The following is a 17377-nucleotide window of genomic DNA, read 5'->3' on the forward strand; positions in this document are numbered from 1 at the left end:
GCAGCAAAGGATAGAACGAAACTATGCCAAAACGTACTGACATAAAAAGCATTCTGATTCTTGGTGCAGGACCGATAGTCATCGGTCAAGCCTGTGAGTTTGATTACTCGGGTGCACAGGCATGTAAGGCGCTGCGCGAAGAGGGGTACCGAGTGATTTTGGTGAACTCGAACCCGGCGACGATCATGACTGACCCAGAAATGGCTGATGCAACCTATATCGAGCCGATTCACTGGGAAGTGGTCGAAAAAATTATTGAGCGTGAGCGCCCCGATGCGATTTTGCCAACCATGGGCGGTCAAACTGCACTGAACTGTGCGCTTGATCTTGATCGTCATGGTGTATTAGACCGCTTTAAAGTCGAAATGATTGGCGCCAATGCCGATGCTATCGACAAAGCGGAAAACCGTGACCGCTTCGATAAAGCGATGAAAAAGATTGGTTTAGAGACGCCGAATGCTGAAATGGCCCACAGCATGGAAGAGGCGTTTGACGTACTTGACCGTCTTGGCTTCCCATGCATTATCCGCCCATCGTTTACTATGGGGGGGAGCGGTGGTGGTATCGCTTACAACCGTGAAGAATTTGAGGAAATTTGTCGACGCGGCCTGGATTTATCGCCTACTAACGAACTACTGATTGATGAATCGCTGTTAGGTTGGAAAGAATACGAAATGGAAGTGGTCCGTGATAAAAGCGACAACTGCATTATCGTATGTACCATTGAAAACTTTGATCCAATGGGTATCCACACCGGTGATTCGATCACCGTTGCACCGGCTCAAACATTGACTGACAAAGAGTTTCAGTTGATGCGTGATGCGGCAATGGCGGTATTGCGTGAAATTGGTGTTGAGACCGGTGGTTCAAACGTACAGTTCGGCTTGAACCCTGACACCGGCCGCATGGTGATCATTGAAATGAATCCGCGCGTGTCACGTTCGTCAGCGCTCGCCTCGAAAGCAACAGGCTTCCCAATTGCGAAAGTCGCCGCCAAACTTGCGGTGGGCTATACGCTGGATGAACTCGAGAACGAAATTACCGGCGGTGTGACCCCAGCATCGTTTGAACCAGCGTTAGATTACGTTGTGACTAAGATCCCTCGTTTTAACTTTGAGAAGTTCGCTAACTGTAACGATCGCTTAACCACTCAGATGAAATCGGTGGGTGAGGTGATGGCGATTGGTCGTAACTTCCAAGAATCGATGCAAAAAGCATTGCGCGGCCTTGAACTGGGCGCCAATGGCTTTGATAGCATGGTTGATTTAAGTAGCGATGAAGCGCGCGGCAAAGTTATCCGTGAGCTGAAAGAGCCGGGTGCGGAGCGAATTTGGTACATTGGTGATGCATTCCGCTTAGGCATGACCGTGCGCGAAGTGTTTGAATTAACGCGTATTGACGAATGGTATCTGATTCAGATTGAAGAGCTTATCAAGCTTGAAGAAGAGCTGGATGCATTGGGACTTGCAGGCATGAATGAACATGTCATGCGTGCACTCAAGCGTCGCGGTTTCTCGGATGAACGTATTGCTGATGTATTGCATGTTAGCGAATCAGAGGTTCGTAAACGTCGCCACAAGCTAGGAATCCATCCCGTTTATAAACGCGTGGATACCTGTGCGGCTGAGTTTGCCTCGAGCACTGCTTATATGTACTCAAGCTATGATGATGAATGCGAAGCAGACGTCTCGGATCGCGACAAAATCATGGTGATTGGTGGCGGTCCTAATCGCATTGGCCAAGGTATCGAATTTGATTACTGCTGTGTTCATGCGGCACTGGCATTACGTGAAGATGGTTACGAAACCATCATGGTTAACTGTAACCCAGAAACCGTATCAACTGATTATGACACTTCTGACCGGTTATACTTTGAGCCGATCACCTTAGAAGATGTGTTGGAGATCGTGCGTATCGAACAGCCTAAAGGTGTTATTGTGCAATACGGTGGTCAGACGCCGCTTAAACTTGCGCGTGCGCTTGAGGCGAACGGTGTGCCGATTATTGGTACATCGCCTGATGCGATTGACCGCTCGGAAGATCGCGAACGTTTCCAAGCTGCGGTTAACCGTTTGAAGCTGAAGCAACCAGAAAACTCGACGGTTACTGGTATTTCAGAAGCGTTAACTGAAGCCAAACGTATTGGTTATCCGCTCGTTGTGCGTCCCTCATATGTACTGGGTGGTCGAGCGATGGAAATTGTCTATGATGAGCAAGACTTGACGCGTTATCTTACGGATGCGGTGAAAGTATCGAATGATGCACCGGTATTGCTCGATCGTTTCTTGGACAATGCTATCGAAGTTGATGTTGACGCTATTTGCGACGGCGAGGATGTGTTGATTGGCGGTATCATGCAGCATATCGAAGAAGCAGGTGTTCACTCCGGTGATTCAGCATGCTCACTACCACCTTACTCATTAAGTGACATCATTCAAGCACAGTTACGCGAACAAATCCGTAAGCTCGCGTTTGAGCTGAATGTAAAAGGCTTAATGAATGCCCAGTTCGCAGTTAAAGATGATGAAATTTATCTCATCGAAGTGAACCCTCGCGCAGCGCGAACCGTACCTTTTGTTTCGAAGGCGACGGGTGTACCGCTTGCTAAAGTCGCTGCCCGTGTAATGGTGGGTCAATCATTGAAACAGCAAGGTTACACGAGCGAAGTCATTCCACCTTATTATTCAGTAAAGGAAGTTGTCATTCCTTTTGCTAAGTTCCAAGGTGTTGATCCGATTCGCGGACCGGAAATGCGCTCGACTGGTGAGGTAATGGGCGTCGGTGAAAGCTTTGAAGAAGCTTACGCCAAAGCCAACCTCGGTGCAGGCGCTGCGCTTGCTAAGAAAGGTAAGGCGCTGATTTCTGTCCGTGATAGTGACAAGCGACGTTTAATGGATCTTGCACGTGGCTTGTTGGCGCTCGGGTTTAAATTGGAAGCGACCCGCGGTACTGCTAAAATGTTAGCAGAAGAGGGCATTGACTGCTCGGTAGTCAATAAACTACAAGAGGGTCGCCCGAACATCGTGGATGCGATTAAAAATGGCGAATATAGTTACATCATTAATACCGTCGAGGGCCGTCAAGCCATCGAGGATTCGGTTTATATTCGTCGCGAGGCATTGTTAAACAAAGTAATTTATACCACGACGCTGAACGCAGCATTCGCGACCGTGAAAGCGAACACGGCAGATGACCGTGCGCGTGTCAGTTCGGTACAAGAATTACATAAAAGGGTTGCATTAGTATGAACCAGATTCCAATGACGGAACGTGGCGCAGAGCAGCTGCGCCAAGAACTCAAAAGACTTAAAACAGAAGACCGTCCGCGTATTGTGGAAGCGATTGCTGATGCGCGTGAGCATGGTGATTTGAAGGAGAATGCAGAATATCACGCTGCACGGGAGCAACAGGGCTTTTGTGAAGGGCGTATTCAAGAAATCGAATCAAAGCTGTCTAATGCGCAGATTATTGATGTCACTAAAGTGCCTAACAACGGTAAAGTCATTTTTGGCTCAACCGTGACAGTGTACAACACCAAAACTGATGAAGAAGTGACTTACCAAATCGTTGGTGACGATGAGGCAGATATCAAATCTAATTTGATATCGGTTAATTCACCGATAGCTCGCGCGCTTATCGGCAAAGAAATTGACGACATTGCTACGGTTACAACGCCCAACGGTGAGGTTGAGTACGAGGTTGTCGAAGTTAAATACATTTAATCTCCTACATCGGCATCTAACAAAAACCCAGTTTTTTAAAACTGGGTTTTTTTATGCTTAGAGGTTGCAAAACACTTTGATTTTTTAGAAAGTATTAATGCTGTGTTAATAATATGTTGTGGAGGTTTCATGGAAAGAAACGCTGTATTCGCCCCAAATTACGCTTGGGGTGAGCCGACTATCAGGGAGTTGATGGAACGACTCAAGCCGATTGCTCGAACGCAAACGATTAAAGGCGTTGTAGAGTGGTTAGGTGTGAGTTATCACGATTACAAAAATTGGCGCTATCGTCAGGTCATTCCTCATAAGTTACTTATCACAAAGCTGATGAATGAAGGGATCTCGATTGACTGGCTATTCGCGCCGGGCGTCAAGCTGCTGTACCCGAAAACAACACCAGAACTCTCAGAAAGTTTGAGTTCATTGACCTGTGAACAAGATTATCGTTTTTATTGGAAAGCGATGCAGATGGTAGAGCCCACTTTGAAAAAGCATCAGTTAGAGAATTCGGAGTCGCATCGTAACGAACTATTAAATGTATATTTTTTAGCTCAGGAGGGGTGGGTTAAAACGGAGGTGGCAATGGGATGCGTGGCGCGGGCAATGAGACGTGTCTCATGCCCTGATTCACCAGCCTATGATTATAACTAGGCTCTAGGTAAACGCATCCGAGGCTCTTTGGCGGGGCGGAACAAGATCTGTGTTTTACCAATCACTTGAACTTGTTCTGCACCGGTTTCACGTACAATCGCGGCCATCATTTGCTTGCGCAACTCGCGCTCTTCCTCTGGCACTTTTACCTTAATCAGCTCGTGGTCTTCTAACGCCTGTTCGATTTCTGCAACGACACCCTCAGTTAACCCATTAGTACCGAGTAAAACGACAGGTTTGAGTGGATGTGCTTCGCCTTTTAAAAACTGTTTTTGCTTATTGGTTAACGACATATGATAATAATCCTGTAATTTAAGCTTGAATTATATGTATTGTAACGCCATCTAATGGGTACACGCTAGTTTAATCAGACAGTCTGGATAGTATTAATGGGTAAAAAGCGCAGCGTCAGCAGCCAACGTTGGTTAAAAGAACATTTCGATGATCCTTTTGTGCAAAAGGCACAGAAACGTGGATTACGTTCACGCGCCGTATTTAAGATAGAAGAAATTCAACAGCGTGATAAATTGATTAAAAAAGGGCAAACTGTTGTTGACCTGGGTGCGGCCCCTGGCGGCTGGTCGCAATACGTGGCCGATTATTTTAACGGTGACGGACAAATTATCGCTTGTGATATTTTACCGATGGACCCAATCGCAGGGGTCGATTTTTTGCAAGGTGACTTTCGTGAGCAAGCTGTTTTAGACGCACTATTGAGCCGAATTGGTGGAAAAAACGTAGATGTAGTGTTGTCTGATATGGCACCCAACATGAGCGGTAATGATAATGTCGATCAGCCAAGAGCTATGTATTTAGTGGAGTTGGCGCTAGATATGTGTCATCAAGTACTGAAACCTGGCGGTAGTTTTGCGGTCAAAGTGTTTCACGGACAGGGTTTTGAAGAGTTTCTTAAGGATGTCAGGGCGGCATTTAAAACCGTTAAGACGCGTAAGCCGAGTTCTTCGCGATCACGGTCACGCGAGGTTTACTTGGTAGCGACAGACTACAAGTTGTAGTACCCTGATATGAAAGATTGATTATTTAAATACACTAGAGGTAATAGGCTTTGAGCGATATGGCAAAAAATCTCATCTTGTGGCTCGTCATAGCCGTTGTGTTGATGAGCGTTTTTCAGAGCTTTAGCCCTGGCGAAAACGCTGGGTCTCGCATGGCGTATAGCGAGTTTCTAAAGCAGGTGGACAACGGTAATGTACGGCGCGCCGATTTTGGTGAAGATGGCCGTACCATCACGGTGATGACTCGAAATGGCCAGTCGTATAAGACAGTCATTCCAACCCAATCCGATCCTAAAATTGTGGACCAGTTAGCGGCTAAAAATGTTGAGTTCTCGGGCACGCCACCTGAAGAGCCAAGCATTCTTACCTCGATTTTCATTTCTTGGTTCCCGATGTTGTTGTTGATCGGCGTGTGGATCTTCTTTATGCGTCAAATGCAAGGCGGCGGTGGTCGCGGTGCGATGTCGTTTGGTAAGAGCAAAGCGCGTTTGATGAGCGAAGACCAAATCAAAACAACATTCCGAGATGTAGCGGGTTGTGATGAGGCAAAAGAAGAGGTCACTGAACTGGTTGATTATCTTAAAGACCCATCAAAATTTCAGCGCTTGGGCGGTAAAATTCCCAAAGGCGTATTGATGGTAGGTCCACCAGGTACAGGTAAGACGTTGCTTGCAAAAGCAATTTCTGGTGAAGCAAAAGTACCTTTCTTTAGCATCTCCGGTTCTGACTTCGTTGAGATGTTTGTGGGTGTGGGCGCTTCACGTGTTCGCGACATGTTCGAGCAAGCTAAGAAATCGGCTCCTTGTATCATCTTTATTGATGAAATCGATGCGGTAGGTCGTCAGCGCGGCGCAGGTCTGGGCGGTGGTCACGACGAGCGTGAGCAAACACTTAACCAAATGCTCGTTGAAATGGATGGCTTTGAAGGTAACGAGGGCATTATCGTTATTGCAGCAACTAACCGTCCTGATGTGCTCGATCCTGCGTTATTACGTCCAGGTCGGTTTGACCGTCAAGTTATGGTGGGCTTACCAGACGTGCGTGGACGTGAGCAGATTATTAAAGTTCACATGCGTAAAGTCCCGTTAGGTGACGACGTGCGTGCAGACTTGATAGCTCGCGGTACGCCTGGCTTTTCGGGTGCTGACTTAGCCAATTTAGTTAACGAAGCTGCACTTTTCGCCGCACGAGGCAACAAACGCGTTGTTTCGATGGAAGAGTTTGATAAAGCGAAAGATAAGATCATGATGGGCGCAGAGCGACGTTCGATGGTGATGACGGATGATGAGAAAGCGATGACCGCCTATCACGAAGCAGGTCATGCAATCGTTGGTCGTTTGGTACCCGAGCATGATCCGGTTTATAAAGTGTCGATTATTCCGCGAGGGCGTGCTTTAGGCGTTACGATGTACTTGCCCGAGCAAGATCGTGTCAGTCACTCTAAGCAACATCTAGAGAGCATGATCTCGAGCTTGTTTGGTGGCCGTCTCGCAGAGCAAATTATTTATGGTGTGGATAAAGTTACCACTGGTGCTTCGAATGACATTGAACGTGCAACAGAAATCGCGCGTAAAATGGTTACGCAATGGGGCTTGTCAGAAAAAATGGGTCCTTTGCTTTATGCCGAAGACGAAAATGAGGTCTTCTTAGGGCGCCAAGTCACCCAGCATAAACATATGTCCGACGATACAGCGCGTGCCATTGATGAAGAAGTTAAATCAGTTATTGATCAAAATTATCAACGTGCTAAGAAAATCTTAGAGGAAAATGTTGATATTTTACACGCGATGAAAGATGCCTTGGTGAAATACGAGACCATCGATGCAGAGCAGATTGATGACTTGATGAACCGTCGTGATGTGCGTCCACCTAAAGGTTGGGACGACCAAGACGACAATGGCAATGGTACCAGCGGAGGCACTGCCGAGAAATCTGAGCAGGAAGAGCGACCGGAGCGTCCTATTAATGTGGACAAGCCCGGCGACGCCACGTCGTAACAATTAAGCAGTAAAAAGCCACCAATTGGGTGGCTTTTTTTTGTCAGTAGCTTGAGAATAAATAATGCGAGGAATAGACCATGGGTAAGCTTGCTCGACCGCTGAGTGTAATGGGTATTTTGAACATTACACCAGACTCGTTTAGTGATGGTGGCCATTACAATAATGTTGATGATGCACTACGACGTGCTGAGTCGATGATCGAGGCTGGCGCTACTTGGCTGGATATTGGCGGCGAGTCGACACGGCCTGGCGCGGAGGCAGTTGCTGAAGCTGAAGAACTCGACCGCGTAATTCCAGTGCTGAAGGCTATTAAACAACGGTTGGATGTGAAGGTATCTGTCGACACCGTCAAGCCGACGGTTATGAGCGCGGCTATCGAAACAGGCGTAGACATGATCAATGATGTTAATGCGTTGCGTGAACCAGGTGCTATTGAAGCGGTGGCGGCGAGTAATGTCGAAGTGTGTTTAATGCACATGCAAGGTGAACCTCGCACCATGCAGCATGATCCGCGCTACGAAGACGTTGTGTGCGAAGTTAAAACATTTCTTGAAGATCGCATTCAGCAATGTGAACGAGGCGGTATTGAACCGAGTCGAATTTGGCTCGACCCAGGCTTTGGTTTCGGCAAGTCGCAACGACATAATTATCAAATGTTGCAACGGCTACAAGCCTTTCATGAATTACGTTGCCCACTGCTCATTGGTGTATCACGTAAATCTATGATTGGACACGTGACAGGCAAAACTGTTGATGAACGCTTGTCAGGAAGTATTGCAGCGGCCACAATAGCGGCCTATAAAGGTGCGCGCATGATTCGTGTGCATGATGTGGCAGAAACAGTCGATGCGATGCGTATCGTATCAGCAACGCTGGAAGGAGATTTTTTGTGACAGAAAGGAAATACTTTGGTACGGATGGTGTGCGTGGCTTAGTGGGACAACATCCCATAACGCCTGAGTTTGCTGTAAAACTTGGCTGGGCTGCGGGTAAAGTGCTGGCGGCCAAAGGCACACGTAAAGTACTAGTGGGTAAGGATACCCGAATTAGTGGTTATATGCTTGAGTCAGCGCTCGAGGCCGGGTTGTCAGCTGCCGGGGTTAATGTTGATTTTCTTGGGCCGATGCCGACGCCTGGTATCGCCTATCTGACACGTACCTTTCGGGCAGCCGCTGGTATTGTTATCAGCGCGTCTCATAATCCGTATTATGATAACGGCATCAAGTTTTTTGCAGACAACGGACACAAACTACCTGACCAAGTCGAATTGGATATCGAGTCCTTAATTGATGAACCAATGGATTGCGTCGCGTCCGAACATTTGGGTCGAGCGAATCGTATTAATGACGCGGCAGGGCGTTATATCGAGTTTTGCAAAAGCGTATTCCCAAGCCACCTATCGCTGACTGGCATGCATATTGTCGTCGATTGTGCAAATGGCGCGACTTACCATATTGCACCCAATGTATTTCGCGAACTGGGCGCCAAAGTCACTGAAGTGGGTACCCGTCCTGACGGACTCAATATCAACGAAGGCTGTGGTGCAACACATTTAGATAGCTTGCAACAAGAAGTATTGAAGCAAAAGGCCGATATTGGTATCGCCTTGGATGGCGATGGCGACCGTATCATGATGGTGAGTGATAAAGGCCGTATTCTTGATGGTGACGAAATACTGTACGTGCTGATGACTAACGCATCGCGTATGGGCACGTTAAAGGGCGGAGTGGTTGGCACTTTAATGAGTAACTTTGCGTTAGAGCAAGCCTGTGAATCGCTTAACATTCCTTTTATTCGAGCCAAAGTGGGCGATCGTTACGTCATTGAGCAACTGAAAGAACACGACTGGGCGCTTGGTGGCGAGAATTCGGGGCATATCATCAATCGTAATTTTCATACTACGGGTGATGGCATCTTAGCGGGTCTACAAGTGTTAGCGGCCATGGTGGCCGAAGAGCGCGATATTGAATCGCTGCTGGAAGGCTTTAAAAAGCTACCTCAAACGCTCGTTAACGTTCGTTATACACCGGGTGCTGATCCGCTCGAAACCGAACAAGTGAAAGCCGTCGTAGCCGAAGTGGAAGCAGCGCTTGCCGGTAATGGACGTGTTTTATTGCGTAAGTCTGGTACTGAGCCAGTGATTCGGGTCATGGTTGAAGGTGCTGATAAACGCATTGTTAAGACGTTTGCACAACAAATTGCCCATGAGGTCGAAGCGGCTACAAATTAGGCAGTCAGTGCGCGGGAATGAAATTGGTACTTGTAACTTTGGTTCGCATCAGCTAATATTCCCGCGCCTTAAAGAGAGGAGCTTCAATGTCTAACGCATCACTGGTTATTGCCAATTGGAAAATGAACGGTAACCGAGCACTTACTCGCACAATGAGTGAAGTTCTGCGTGACAATCAAGCCGACTTTAACGGTGTGAAGGTAGTCATTTGTCCACCTTTTACGTTACTTGCCGAAATGGCGGGGCACATCTATTACGATGAAATAGCGTTAGGTGCACAAAATGTGAGCGAGCATGAAAGTGGCGCTCATACCGGTGAAATATCGGTAGCTATGCTGCAAGAATTAGGCGTTGAATATGTATTACTCGGGCACTCCGAGCGTCGCGCCGAGCAGCAAGAAAGCGATCAAGTTGTAGCGGCGAAAGCTGCGGCTGTTACGCAAGCAGGTTTGACCGCGGTCGTATGCGTAGGCGAAGATAAATCGCAACGTGAAGCTGATAAAACATGGTCAGTGATTAAAGCGCAGCTTGAAAACAGCTTGGCTAGCTTAAGTGCTAAACAAATGGCGCGTGTGGTGGTTGCCTATGAGCCTGTTTGGGCGATTGGGACAGGCGAAACTGCATCACCAGCACAAGCGCAAGAAGTACATGCAAAAATTCGTGGTTGGTTAGTGGAAAACTACCAACAAGTAGGGGCGAAGGTTCCACTTTTATACGGTGGTTCAGTGAAAGCAAATAACGCTGAATCATTGTTTTCAGAAGCAGATATAAATGGTGGCTTGATTGGTGGCGCTAGCCTTAAAGGCGATGAGTTCAGTGCAATCTGTCGGGCAGCCAAGGGATAGAGTTTATGTTTGAAGTATTAATGGTGATGTTTCTTATTGTAGCCATTGTTCTTGTTGGCTTCATCATGATACAGCAGGGTAAAGGCGCGGATATGGGTGCCTCATTCGGCTCAGGTGCATCAAACACGGTGTTTGGTTCATCGGGTTCAGGTAACTTTTTGAGTCGTACTACTGCAATTTTGGCTGTTATCTTTTTTGTTTTGGCGTTGATTTTAGGTAATTTATCAACTGCAACCTCTGATACTGCAGAAGATTTCTCTGACTTGAGCGCGCCAGAGCAGCAAACACCGCCTGTTGAAGAGCAGGACGGGCAGCAGGTTCCGCCGACAAACTAATTTTAGTTGAGTTGGCATAGGGTTTACGCGGATGTGGTGGAATTGGTAGACACGCTATCTTGAGGGGGTAGTGCTTTCGGGCGTGCGGGTTCAAGTCCCGCCATCCGCACCAATATTAATCGCACTCAGTGCTTGAAATGAGTGCAAAAATCCCTATAATATCAAGCAAGTTTCGGACGCGGGGTGGAGCAGTCTGGTAGCTCGTCGGGCTCATAACCCGAAGGTCGTAGGTTCAAATCCTGCCCCCGCAACCAATTTCGAATGCTCTAGTTGAGTGTTTGAAATAGACAAAGGGTCCAGTGTTTAAAAAGCCCCGCAGAAGCTCGGGGCTTTTTGCTATGTGGCCTTAGCTATCTTAAGGATAGTCACAACACTGGGCGCTCGCGCCCTTTTTTTGTTTTAGGAGGCAATTTGGCACGTATAGAAGAGCGTTTATCGGACATGCTTCGCCCAGCTGTAGAGGCTTTGGGATTTGAATTATGGGGCGTCGAATTTGTTCGTGCGGGCAAGTTTTCAACGTTACGTATCTACATTGATAAAGAAGAAGGTATCAGTGTTGATGACTGTGCCGATGTCAGTTATCAAGTCAGCTCGGTACTCGATGTAGAAGATCCGATTAATACGGAATATAACCTGGAAGTTTCTTCTCCGGGGATGGAACGTCCGTTCTTCTCGATTGCACAAATGCAGCCTTATATTGGTGAAACGGTAGCGTTCGAGCTAACCGTAGCAAAGCAAAATAAACGGAAGTTTCAAGCGGTTCTGGAAGGAATTGAAGATGACCAACTGCAACTCAGCGTTGGTCAAGAGTCGTTGACGGTGGGCATGCACGAAATAAAGAAGGCCCACTTAGTACCGTCATTTGATTAACGATTTGCGTTGGTGAGGCAGAATCATGAGTAAAGAAATCCTGTTGGTAGCTGAGGCTGTTTCCAACGAGAAGGCAGTACCTCGAGAGAAAATTTTTGAAGCGTTAGAATCAGCGTTAGCACATGCAACTAAAAAGAAGTATGACGGTGATATTGACGTACGTATTGATATTGACCGTGCTACCGGTGAATTTGATACGTTCCGTCGTTGGTTAGTTGTTGAAGATACGGATACTGGATTAGAAAATCCATATCGTGAAATTAGCTTGTCTGCGGCACAATATGAAAACCCAGAGTTACAACTGGGCGATTATGTAGAAGAGCAAATCGAGTCGATTCAGTTTGATCGCATCACTACACAAACCGCCAAGCAAGTAATTGTACAGAAAGTGCGTGAAGCTGAGCGTGCGCAAGTGGTTGACGAGTATCGCGACCAAGTTGGTGAGCTGGTTACGGGCACGGTCAAACGTGCTAACCGTGAACATGTTATCCTAGACTTAGGTAACAATGCTGAGGCGATTGTGTATCGTGAAGAAATGTTGCCGCGCGAATCTGTGCGCCCGGGTGACCGAGTACGTGGTTTGCTTTACGATGTGCGCCCAGAAGCGCGTGGTGCGCAGTTGTTCGTTACACGTTCACGTCCGGAATTCTTGATGGAACTGTTCCGTATCGAAGTACCGGAAATTGGCGAGGAAATGATCGAGCTTAAAGGCGCTGCTCGCGATCCGGGATCACGTGCTAAAATTGCTGTGAAAAGCAATGACCGTCGCATTGACCCCGTGGGCGCATGTGTAGGTATGCGCGGTGCACGTGTTCAAGCAGTATCAGGTGAGCTCGGTGGTGAACGTGTTGATATCGTTCTTTGGGATGATAACCCTGCACAATTCGTTATTAACGCAATGGCGCCTGCAGAAGTGGCTTCAATCGTAGTCGATGAAGATGCCCACACCATGGATATCGCTGTTGCAGCTGATAACCTAGCGCAAGCGATTGGTAAAAGCGGACAGAATGTACGTTTAGCAAGCCAGCTGAGTGGTTGGACACTCAACGTAATGACCGTTGATGATTTCAACGAGAAAAACGAAGCGGAAACTAATCGTTTATTAAACTTATTTATTACCAGTCTCGATATCGACGAAGATTTCGCTGCGGTACTTGTAGACGAAGGTTTCTCTTCACTCGAGGAAGTGGCTTACGTTCCTGTAGCCGAGTTCCTTGAAATTGAAGGGATGGATGAAGATATTGTTGAAGAATTACGTGGACGCGCACGTGCTTATTTAACAACTAAAGCACTGGCTGACGAAGAGTCTCTTGAGTCAGCAGAGCCGGACGAATCATTACTTGGGCTTGAAGGAATGGACCGCCACTTGGCGTACGTTCTTGCCAGTCGCGGTGTGACCTCATTGGAGGAGCTCGCGGAGCAAGGCATTGATGACTTAGCCGGAATCGAAGAGCTGGATGAACAGCAAGCTGGCGACTTAATCATGAAAGCCCGCAATATTTGCTGGTTCAGCGAATAACCACGATCAGCGGAGGTACAACAGACTATGGAAGAAGTAACGCTCGAAAAGCTGGCCAAAGATGTCGGTACAACAGTTGATCGTCTGATTCAGCAGTTTGCTGAAGCGGGCATTAAAAAAACGCCTGATGATGGCGTGACAGAAGATGAGAAACAAAAACTATTGGCACATTTGAATAAGCAGCATGGCGGCGGTGGCTCATCTGAGCCCAGCAAAATGACCCTTAAGCGTAAAACTAAGAGTACGCTGAGTGTCGGTGGTGGTCGTGATGCCAAATCAGTACAAGTCGAAGTGCGCAAAAAGCGTACATATGTAAAACGTTCAGCTGCTGAAGAGCAAGAGCGCGAAGAGCAAGAGCGTCTTGCCGCAGAGAAGGAAGCGGAAGAGGCGAAGCGTCGCGAAGAAGAAGCCAAAGCCAAGGCGGAAGAAGAAAAACGCCAACAAGCGGAGGCTGAAGCCAAAGCTAAAGCAGCACGCGAGGCTGAAGAAAAAGAGAAAGCGGCTCGTAAAGAGAAAGAAAAAGCTAAACAGAAAGCGGAAGCAGAACGTCGTGCGGCAATGACGCCGGAGGAACGTGAAGCGGCCGATAAAGCCAAGCAAGAAGCAGATAAACTACGTATGCAGCAAGAAGAAGAAGCGCGCAAAAAAGCTGAGAAAGAAGCTGAAAAGCAAGCGGAAGAAGCACGTCGTTTAGCTGAAGAAAATGCCAAGCGTTGGGAAGAAGAAGAGAAAGAGCGTAAAAAAGCGGAACAAGAAGAAGTTCACTTTACCACCTCTTCGACTGCCCAAGAAGCTGAAGATGCTCAAGATTATGACGAAGAGCGTAAGTCACGTCGTCGTAACAAAAAGCGTCGTCGTAAAGATGAAGAAGCTGATGAGCGCACCCCGCGTCGTGAGAAACGCCGCAAAGGTGGTCGCCGTGGCTCAAGCTTGCAACAGGGCTTTAATAAGCCAGCACAACCTGTTGAGCGCGAAGTTAAAATTGGTGAGACCATCACCGTAGGCGAACTGGCAAGCCGTATGGCGGTCAAGGCGAGTGAGCTGATCAAAACCATGATGAAGATGGGCGAGATGGTGACGATTAACCAGATTCTCGACCAAGAAACAGCTGCATTAGTGGTTGAAGAGTTAGGTCACAAGCCGGTTGTTGTTAAAGACAACGCGCTTGAGGAAGAGGTGCTATCGGATCGTTCTGAAGGTGGCGAAGAAGAGCCACGCGCGCCGGTTGTTACTGTAATGGGTCACGTTGACCATGGTAAAACCTCATTGCTTGATTACATCCGTAAGGCGAAAGTTGCGTCGGGTGAGGCGGGTGGTATTACCCAGCATATTGGTGCGTATCACGTTGAGACCGACCATGGCATGATCACCTTCTTGGATACTCCAGGTCACGCGGCGTTTACTTCGATGCGTGCACGTGGTGCAGGTGCGACAGACGTTGTTATTCTTGTAGTCGCTGCTGACGATGGTGTCATGCCGCAAACCAAGGAAGCGGTGCAACACGCTAAAGCGGCCGGTGTACCTATCGTGGTTGCCATCAACAAGATGGATAAAGAAGAAGCTGACCCTGACCGTGTGAAAAACGAGCTGGCACAACATGATGTTATCCCTGAGGACTGGGGTGGTGATGTGATGTTCGTTCCTGTCTCAGCGCACAGTGGCATGGGTATTGATGAACTACTTGAAGCTATCTTGTTGCAGTCAGAAGTACTTGACTTGAAAGCAGAAAAAACAGGTATGGCATCGGGTATCGTGGTCGAATCACGCTTAGACCGTGGTCGCGGTCCCGTTGCGACAGTATTGGTACAGCGCGGCTTGCTGCGTCAGGGCGACATTGTTCTTTGTGGTCTCGAATATGGTCGTATTCGTGCGATGCGCGACGAGACAGGTAAAGAGATTAAAGAGGCGGGTCCTTCTATTCCTGTAGAGATTCTCGGTTTGTCGGGTGTCCCTCAAGCGGGTGATGAAGCAACGGTTGTTAAAGACGAGCGTAAAGCACGTGAAGTTGCTAACTACCGTCAAGGCAAATACCGTGAAGTTAAGCTTGCGAAGCAGCAGAAAGCCAAACTTGAGAATATGTTCGCCAACATGGCCGAAGGTGACGTATCTGAACTCAATATTGTATTGAAATCAGACGTACAAGGGTCGTTGGAAGCTATCTCTGACGCGCTGGTGAAGTTATCGACAGACGAAGTCAAAGTGAACATCATTGGTAGTGGCGTCGGTGGTATCACCGAAACCGATATTTCACTGGCAAGCGCATCGAACGCTATCGTTGTTGGCTTTAACGTACGTGCGGAAGCAGCTGCGAAGAAGCTGGTCGAGCAAGAAAATGTAGATTTACGCTATTACAGCGTTATCTATGACTTGATCGACGAAGTTAAGCAGGCAATGACGGGTATGTTACGCCCTGAGTTTAAACAACAAATCATCGGTCTTGCAGAAGTCCGTGATGTGTTTAAATCTCCGAAACTCGGTGCTATTGCAGGTTGTATGGTCACTGAAGGTATCGTTAAGCGTTCAGCGCCTATCCGTGTCTTGCGTGACAATGTTGTTATCTATGAAGGTGAGCTGGAATCACTACGCCGCTTTAAAGATGACGTACAAGAAGTCCGTAATGGTATGGAATGTGGTATCGGCGTTAAGAACTACAACGATGTTAAAGAAGGCGACCAGATCGAGGTGTTTGAGACTGTACAGGTCGAACGTACACTGTAAACCTCGATGGCTTGTTTTCGATTATGATAAAACCGCGGGCGTCCTGTCCGCGGTTTCAGTTTGGAAGGGTTATGGCACAAGAATTTAGTCGTACAGAACGTGTTCGCCATCAGCTACAGCGCGAAATCGCGATGATTTTGCAACGCGAAGTAAAAGACCCGCGTGTCAGCATGGTGACTGTATCTGATGTTGAAGTCTCGCGGGACTTGGCGTATGCCAAAGTTTTCGTCACCTTTTTGCATGATGACGATGACCAGGTCAAAGCCGGTCTTAAAGTATTAAACCAAGCGGCAGGCTTTATTCGCTCATTGTTAGGCAAACGCATCAAAGCGCGTGTGGTTCCAGAACTTAAGTTTCAGCACGATGGCTCGCTTAACGAGGGCATTCGAATGAGTCGTTTGGTGGATGAAGCGCGTAAGCGGGATAAGAACGGATCTGAGGGTGAATAAATGGGTCAGGCACGTCCGCGTAAGGGTCGGCCAATAAACGGCGTACTGTTACTCGATAAACCCAAAGAAATGACATCTAACCGTGCAATCCAAGTGATTAAACGGTTATACGAAGCACAGAAAGTCGGCCATACCGGTGCGCTTGATCCGCTAGCTACCGGGTTATTGCCGGTTTGCCTCGGCGAAGCGACTAAGTTTTCGCAGTATTTGTTAGATGCGGATAAAGCCTATCGGGTTGAGGCGCAACTTGGTGTTCGCACCAGCACCAGTGACGCCGAAGGCGAGGTGGTTGAACAAAACCCGGTTCAGGTGTCCGATGCGCAGTTGGATGAAATCATCGAACAATTTATCGGTGAACAAACTCAGACTCCGTCCATCTATTCGGCGCTGAAGTACGAAGGTAAGCCACTTTATTATTACGCTCGGCGGGGTATTGAAGTGCCGCGTAAAACGCGCACGATAAGTATTCATGGAATTGAGCTGCTGCATCGTGATGGTGACTTTGTGACCTTGCAAGTCGCCTGTTCAAAAGGGACTTATATTCGTACGTTAGTGGATGACATGGGTCAAGCGCTCGGCTGCGGCGCTCATGTACGCGATTTGCATCGCACCCACGTAGCGAATTTGACGGATGACCAGCAATGGTCACTTGATGCCCTTGAAACGTTGTCGGATGAACAGCGATTAGCCTGCCTTCAACCTGTTGATACCTTACTGAGTGCCTTGCCCACGCAGACGATTAGTCAGTCTGAGGCACGTGATGTCATGCACGGGCAGCCGGTGTTTAATCGTACACTGGATACAATGGCAGTGGGCGATGAATGCCGTTTGTGTGCCGAAAATAATGACGGTGAACCGGTGTTTGTGGGTGTTGTAGCGCTACGTAAAGATGGCAAACTGTGGCCCAAGCGTGTGCTTGCACTGGAATATTGCGGTTTTCAGTTGTCCGATTTGAAATAGTCATTGAAATATTCGCTGAGCGCCTTATAATACGCGCTCTCTCCGCTGCTGAATTAGTGATCG

Annotated in this window: 15 protein-coding genes and 2 tRNA genes; 16 read left to right on the forward strand and 1 reads right to left on the reverse strand. The window is 47.8% G+C overall.

Annotated features, from left to right (window positions below):
• Window positions 1–23: 23 nt before the first annotated feature.
• From carB to BFR57_RS08480, 3 genes are all read left to right on the forward strand, one after another.
• On the forward strand, window positions 24–3248 hold the full coding sequence (gene carB, locus BFR57_RS08470) for a carbamoyl-phosphate synthase large subunit (RefSeq protein ID WP_071463549.1): 3225 nt from the start codon (window positions 24–26) through the stop codon (window positions 3246–3248).
• Complete coding sequence (gene greA, locus BFR57_RS08475) at window positions 3245–3721, forward strand: transcription elongation factor GreA (protein WP_006955159.1); 477 nt, start codon at window positions 3245–3247, stop codon at window positions 3719–3721. The genes carB and greA overlap by 4 nt, the downstream gene beginning before the upstream one ends.
• A 129-nt stretch (window positions 3722–3850) precedes the next feature.
• Window positions 3851–4372 (forward strand): hypothetical protein, encoded by a 522-nt coding sequence (locus tag BFR57_RS08480; protein WP_071463550.1) that lies wholly within the window; start codon window positions 3851–3853, stop codon window positions 4370–4372.
• On the opposite strand, the gene yhbY is transcribed toward BFR57_RS08480, so the two are convergent.
• A complete protein-coding gene (gene yhbY / locus BFR57_RS08485) occupies window positions 4369–4665 on the reverse strand; it encodes a ribosome assembly RNA-binding protein YhbY (RefSeq protein ID WP_071463551.1) in 297 nt (98 codons plus the stop codon). The genes BFR57_RS08480 and yhbY overlap by 4 nt on opposite strands.
• Window positions 4666–4761: 96 nt before the next feature.
• Here yhbY and rlmE point away from each other — a divergent pair, with 96 nt between their 5' ends.
• The 13 genes from rlmE (at window position 4762) to truB (ending at window position 17314) form a co-directional block, all read left to right on the forward strand.
• Entirely contained in the window at window positions 4762–5388 is a 627-nt protein-coding gene (rlmE, locus tag BFR57_RS08490) for a 23S rRNA (uridine(2552)-2'-O)-methyltransferase RlmE (protein WP_071463552.1), read from the forward strand.
• Window positions 5389–5438: 50 nt separating this feature from the next.
• Window positions 5439–7385 (forward strand): ATP-dependent zinc metalloprotease FtsH, encoded by a 1947-nt coding sequence (gene ftsH, locus BFR57_RS08495; RefSeq protein WP_083405093.1) that lies wholly within the window; start codon window positions 5439–5441, stop codon window positions 7383–7385.
• A gap of 80 nt (window positions 7386–7465) precedes the next feature.
• Window positions 7466–8281, forward strand: coding sequence for a dihydropteroate synthase (folP, locus tag BFR57_RS08500; protein WP_071463554.1), 816 nt, complete (start codon window positions 7466–7468; stop codon window positions 8279–8281).
• Window positions 8278–9618, forward strand: a complete 1341-nt coding sequence (glmM, locus tag BFR57_RS08505) for a phosphoglucosamine mutase (protein ID WP_071463555.1) — start codon at window positions 8278–8280, stop codon at window positions 9616–9618. Before folP ends, glmM begins: the two co-directional genes overlap by 4 nt.
• Before the next feature lie 86 nt (window positions 9619–9704).
• A complete protein-coding gene (tpiA, locus tag BFR57_RS08510) occupies window positions 9705–10463 on the forward strand; it encodes a triose-phosphate isomerase (RefSeq protein WP_071463556.1) in 759 nt (252 codons plus the stop codon).
• 5 nt (window positions 10464–10468) lie between these two features.
• Window positions 10469–10798, forward strand: coding sequence for a preprotein translocase subunit SecG (secG, locus tag BFR57_RS08515; RefSeq protein WP_071463557.1), 330 nt, complete (start codon window positions 10469–10471; stop codon window positions 10796–10798).
• Between the two features lie 27 nt (window positions 10799–10825).
• A tRNA-Leu gene (locus tag BFR57_RS08520) sits at window positions 10826–10910 on the forward strand.
• Between the two features lie 65 nt (window positions 10911–10975).
• Window positions 10976–11052: transfer RNA gene (locus tag BFR57_RS08525), tRNA-Met, on the forward strand.
• A 157-nt stretch (window positions 11053–11209) separates the two neighbouring features.
• Window positions 11210–11668: a ribosome maturation factor RimP gene (gene rimP, locus BFR57_RS08530; protein WP_071463558.1), complete on the forward strand. Its 459-nt coding sequence runs from the start codon at window positions 11210–11212 to the stop codon at window positions 11666–11668.
• A 25-nt stretch (window positions 11669–11693) separates the two neighbouring features.
• On the forward strand, window positions 11694–13187 hold the full coding sequence (gene nusA / locus BFR57_RS08535; protein WP_071463559.1) for a transcription termination factor NusA: 1494 nt from the start codon (window positions 11694–11696) through the stop codon (window positions 13185–13187).
• A gap of 27 nt (window positions 13188–13214) precedes the next feature.
• Window positions 13215–15905, forward strand: a complete 2691-nt coding sequence (infB, locus tag BFR57_RS08540; protein WP_071463560.1) for a translation initiation factor IF-2 — start codon at window positions 13215–13217, stop codon at window positions 15903–15905.
• A gap of 71 nt (window positions 15906–15976) precedes the next feature.
• A complete protein-coding gene (gene rbfA, locus BFR57_RS08545) occupies window positions 15977–16354 on the forward strand; it encodes a 30S ribosome-binding factor RbfA (protein WP_071463561.1) in 378 nt (125 codons plus the stop codon).
• The gene (truB, locus tag BFR57_RS08550; protein ID WP_071463562.1) at window positions 16355–17314 is read left to right on the forward strand and encodes a tRNA pseudouridine(55) synthase TruB; all 960 of its coding nucleotides are present in this window, start codon (window positions 16355–16357) and stop codon (window positions 17312–17314) included.
• Window positions 17315–17377: the final 63 nt, after the last annotated feature.

It is taken from the genome of Idiomarina sp. MD25a (genome assembly GCF_001870515.1).
Lineage (GTDB): Bacteria > Pseudomonadota > Gammaproteobacteria > Enterobacterales > Alteromonadaceae > Idiomarina.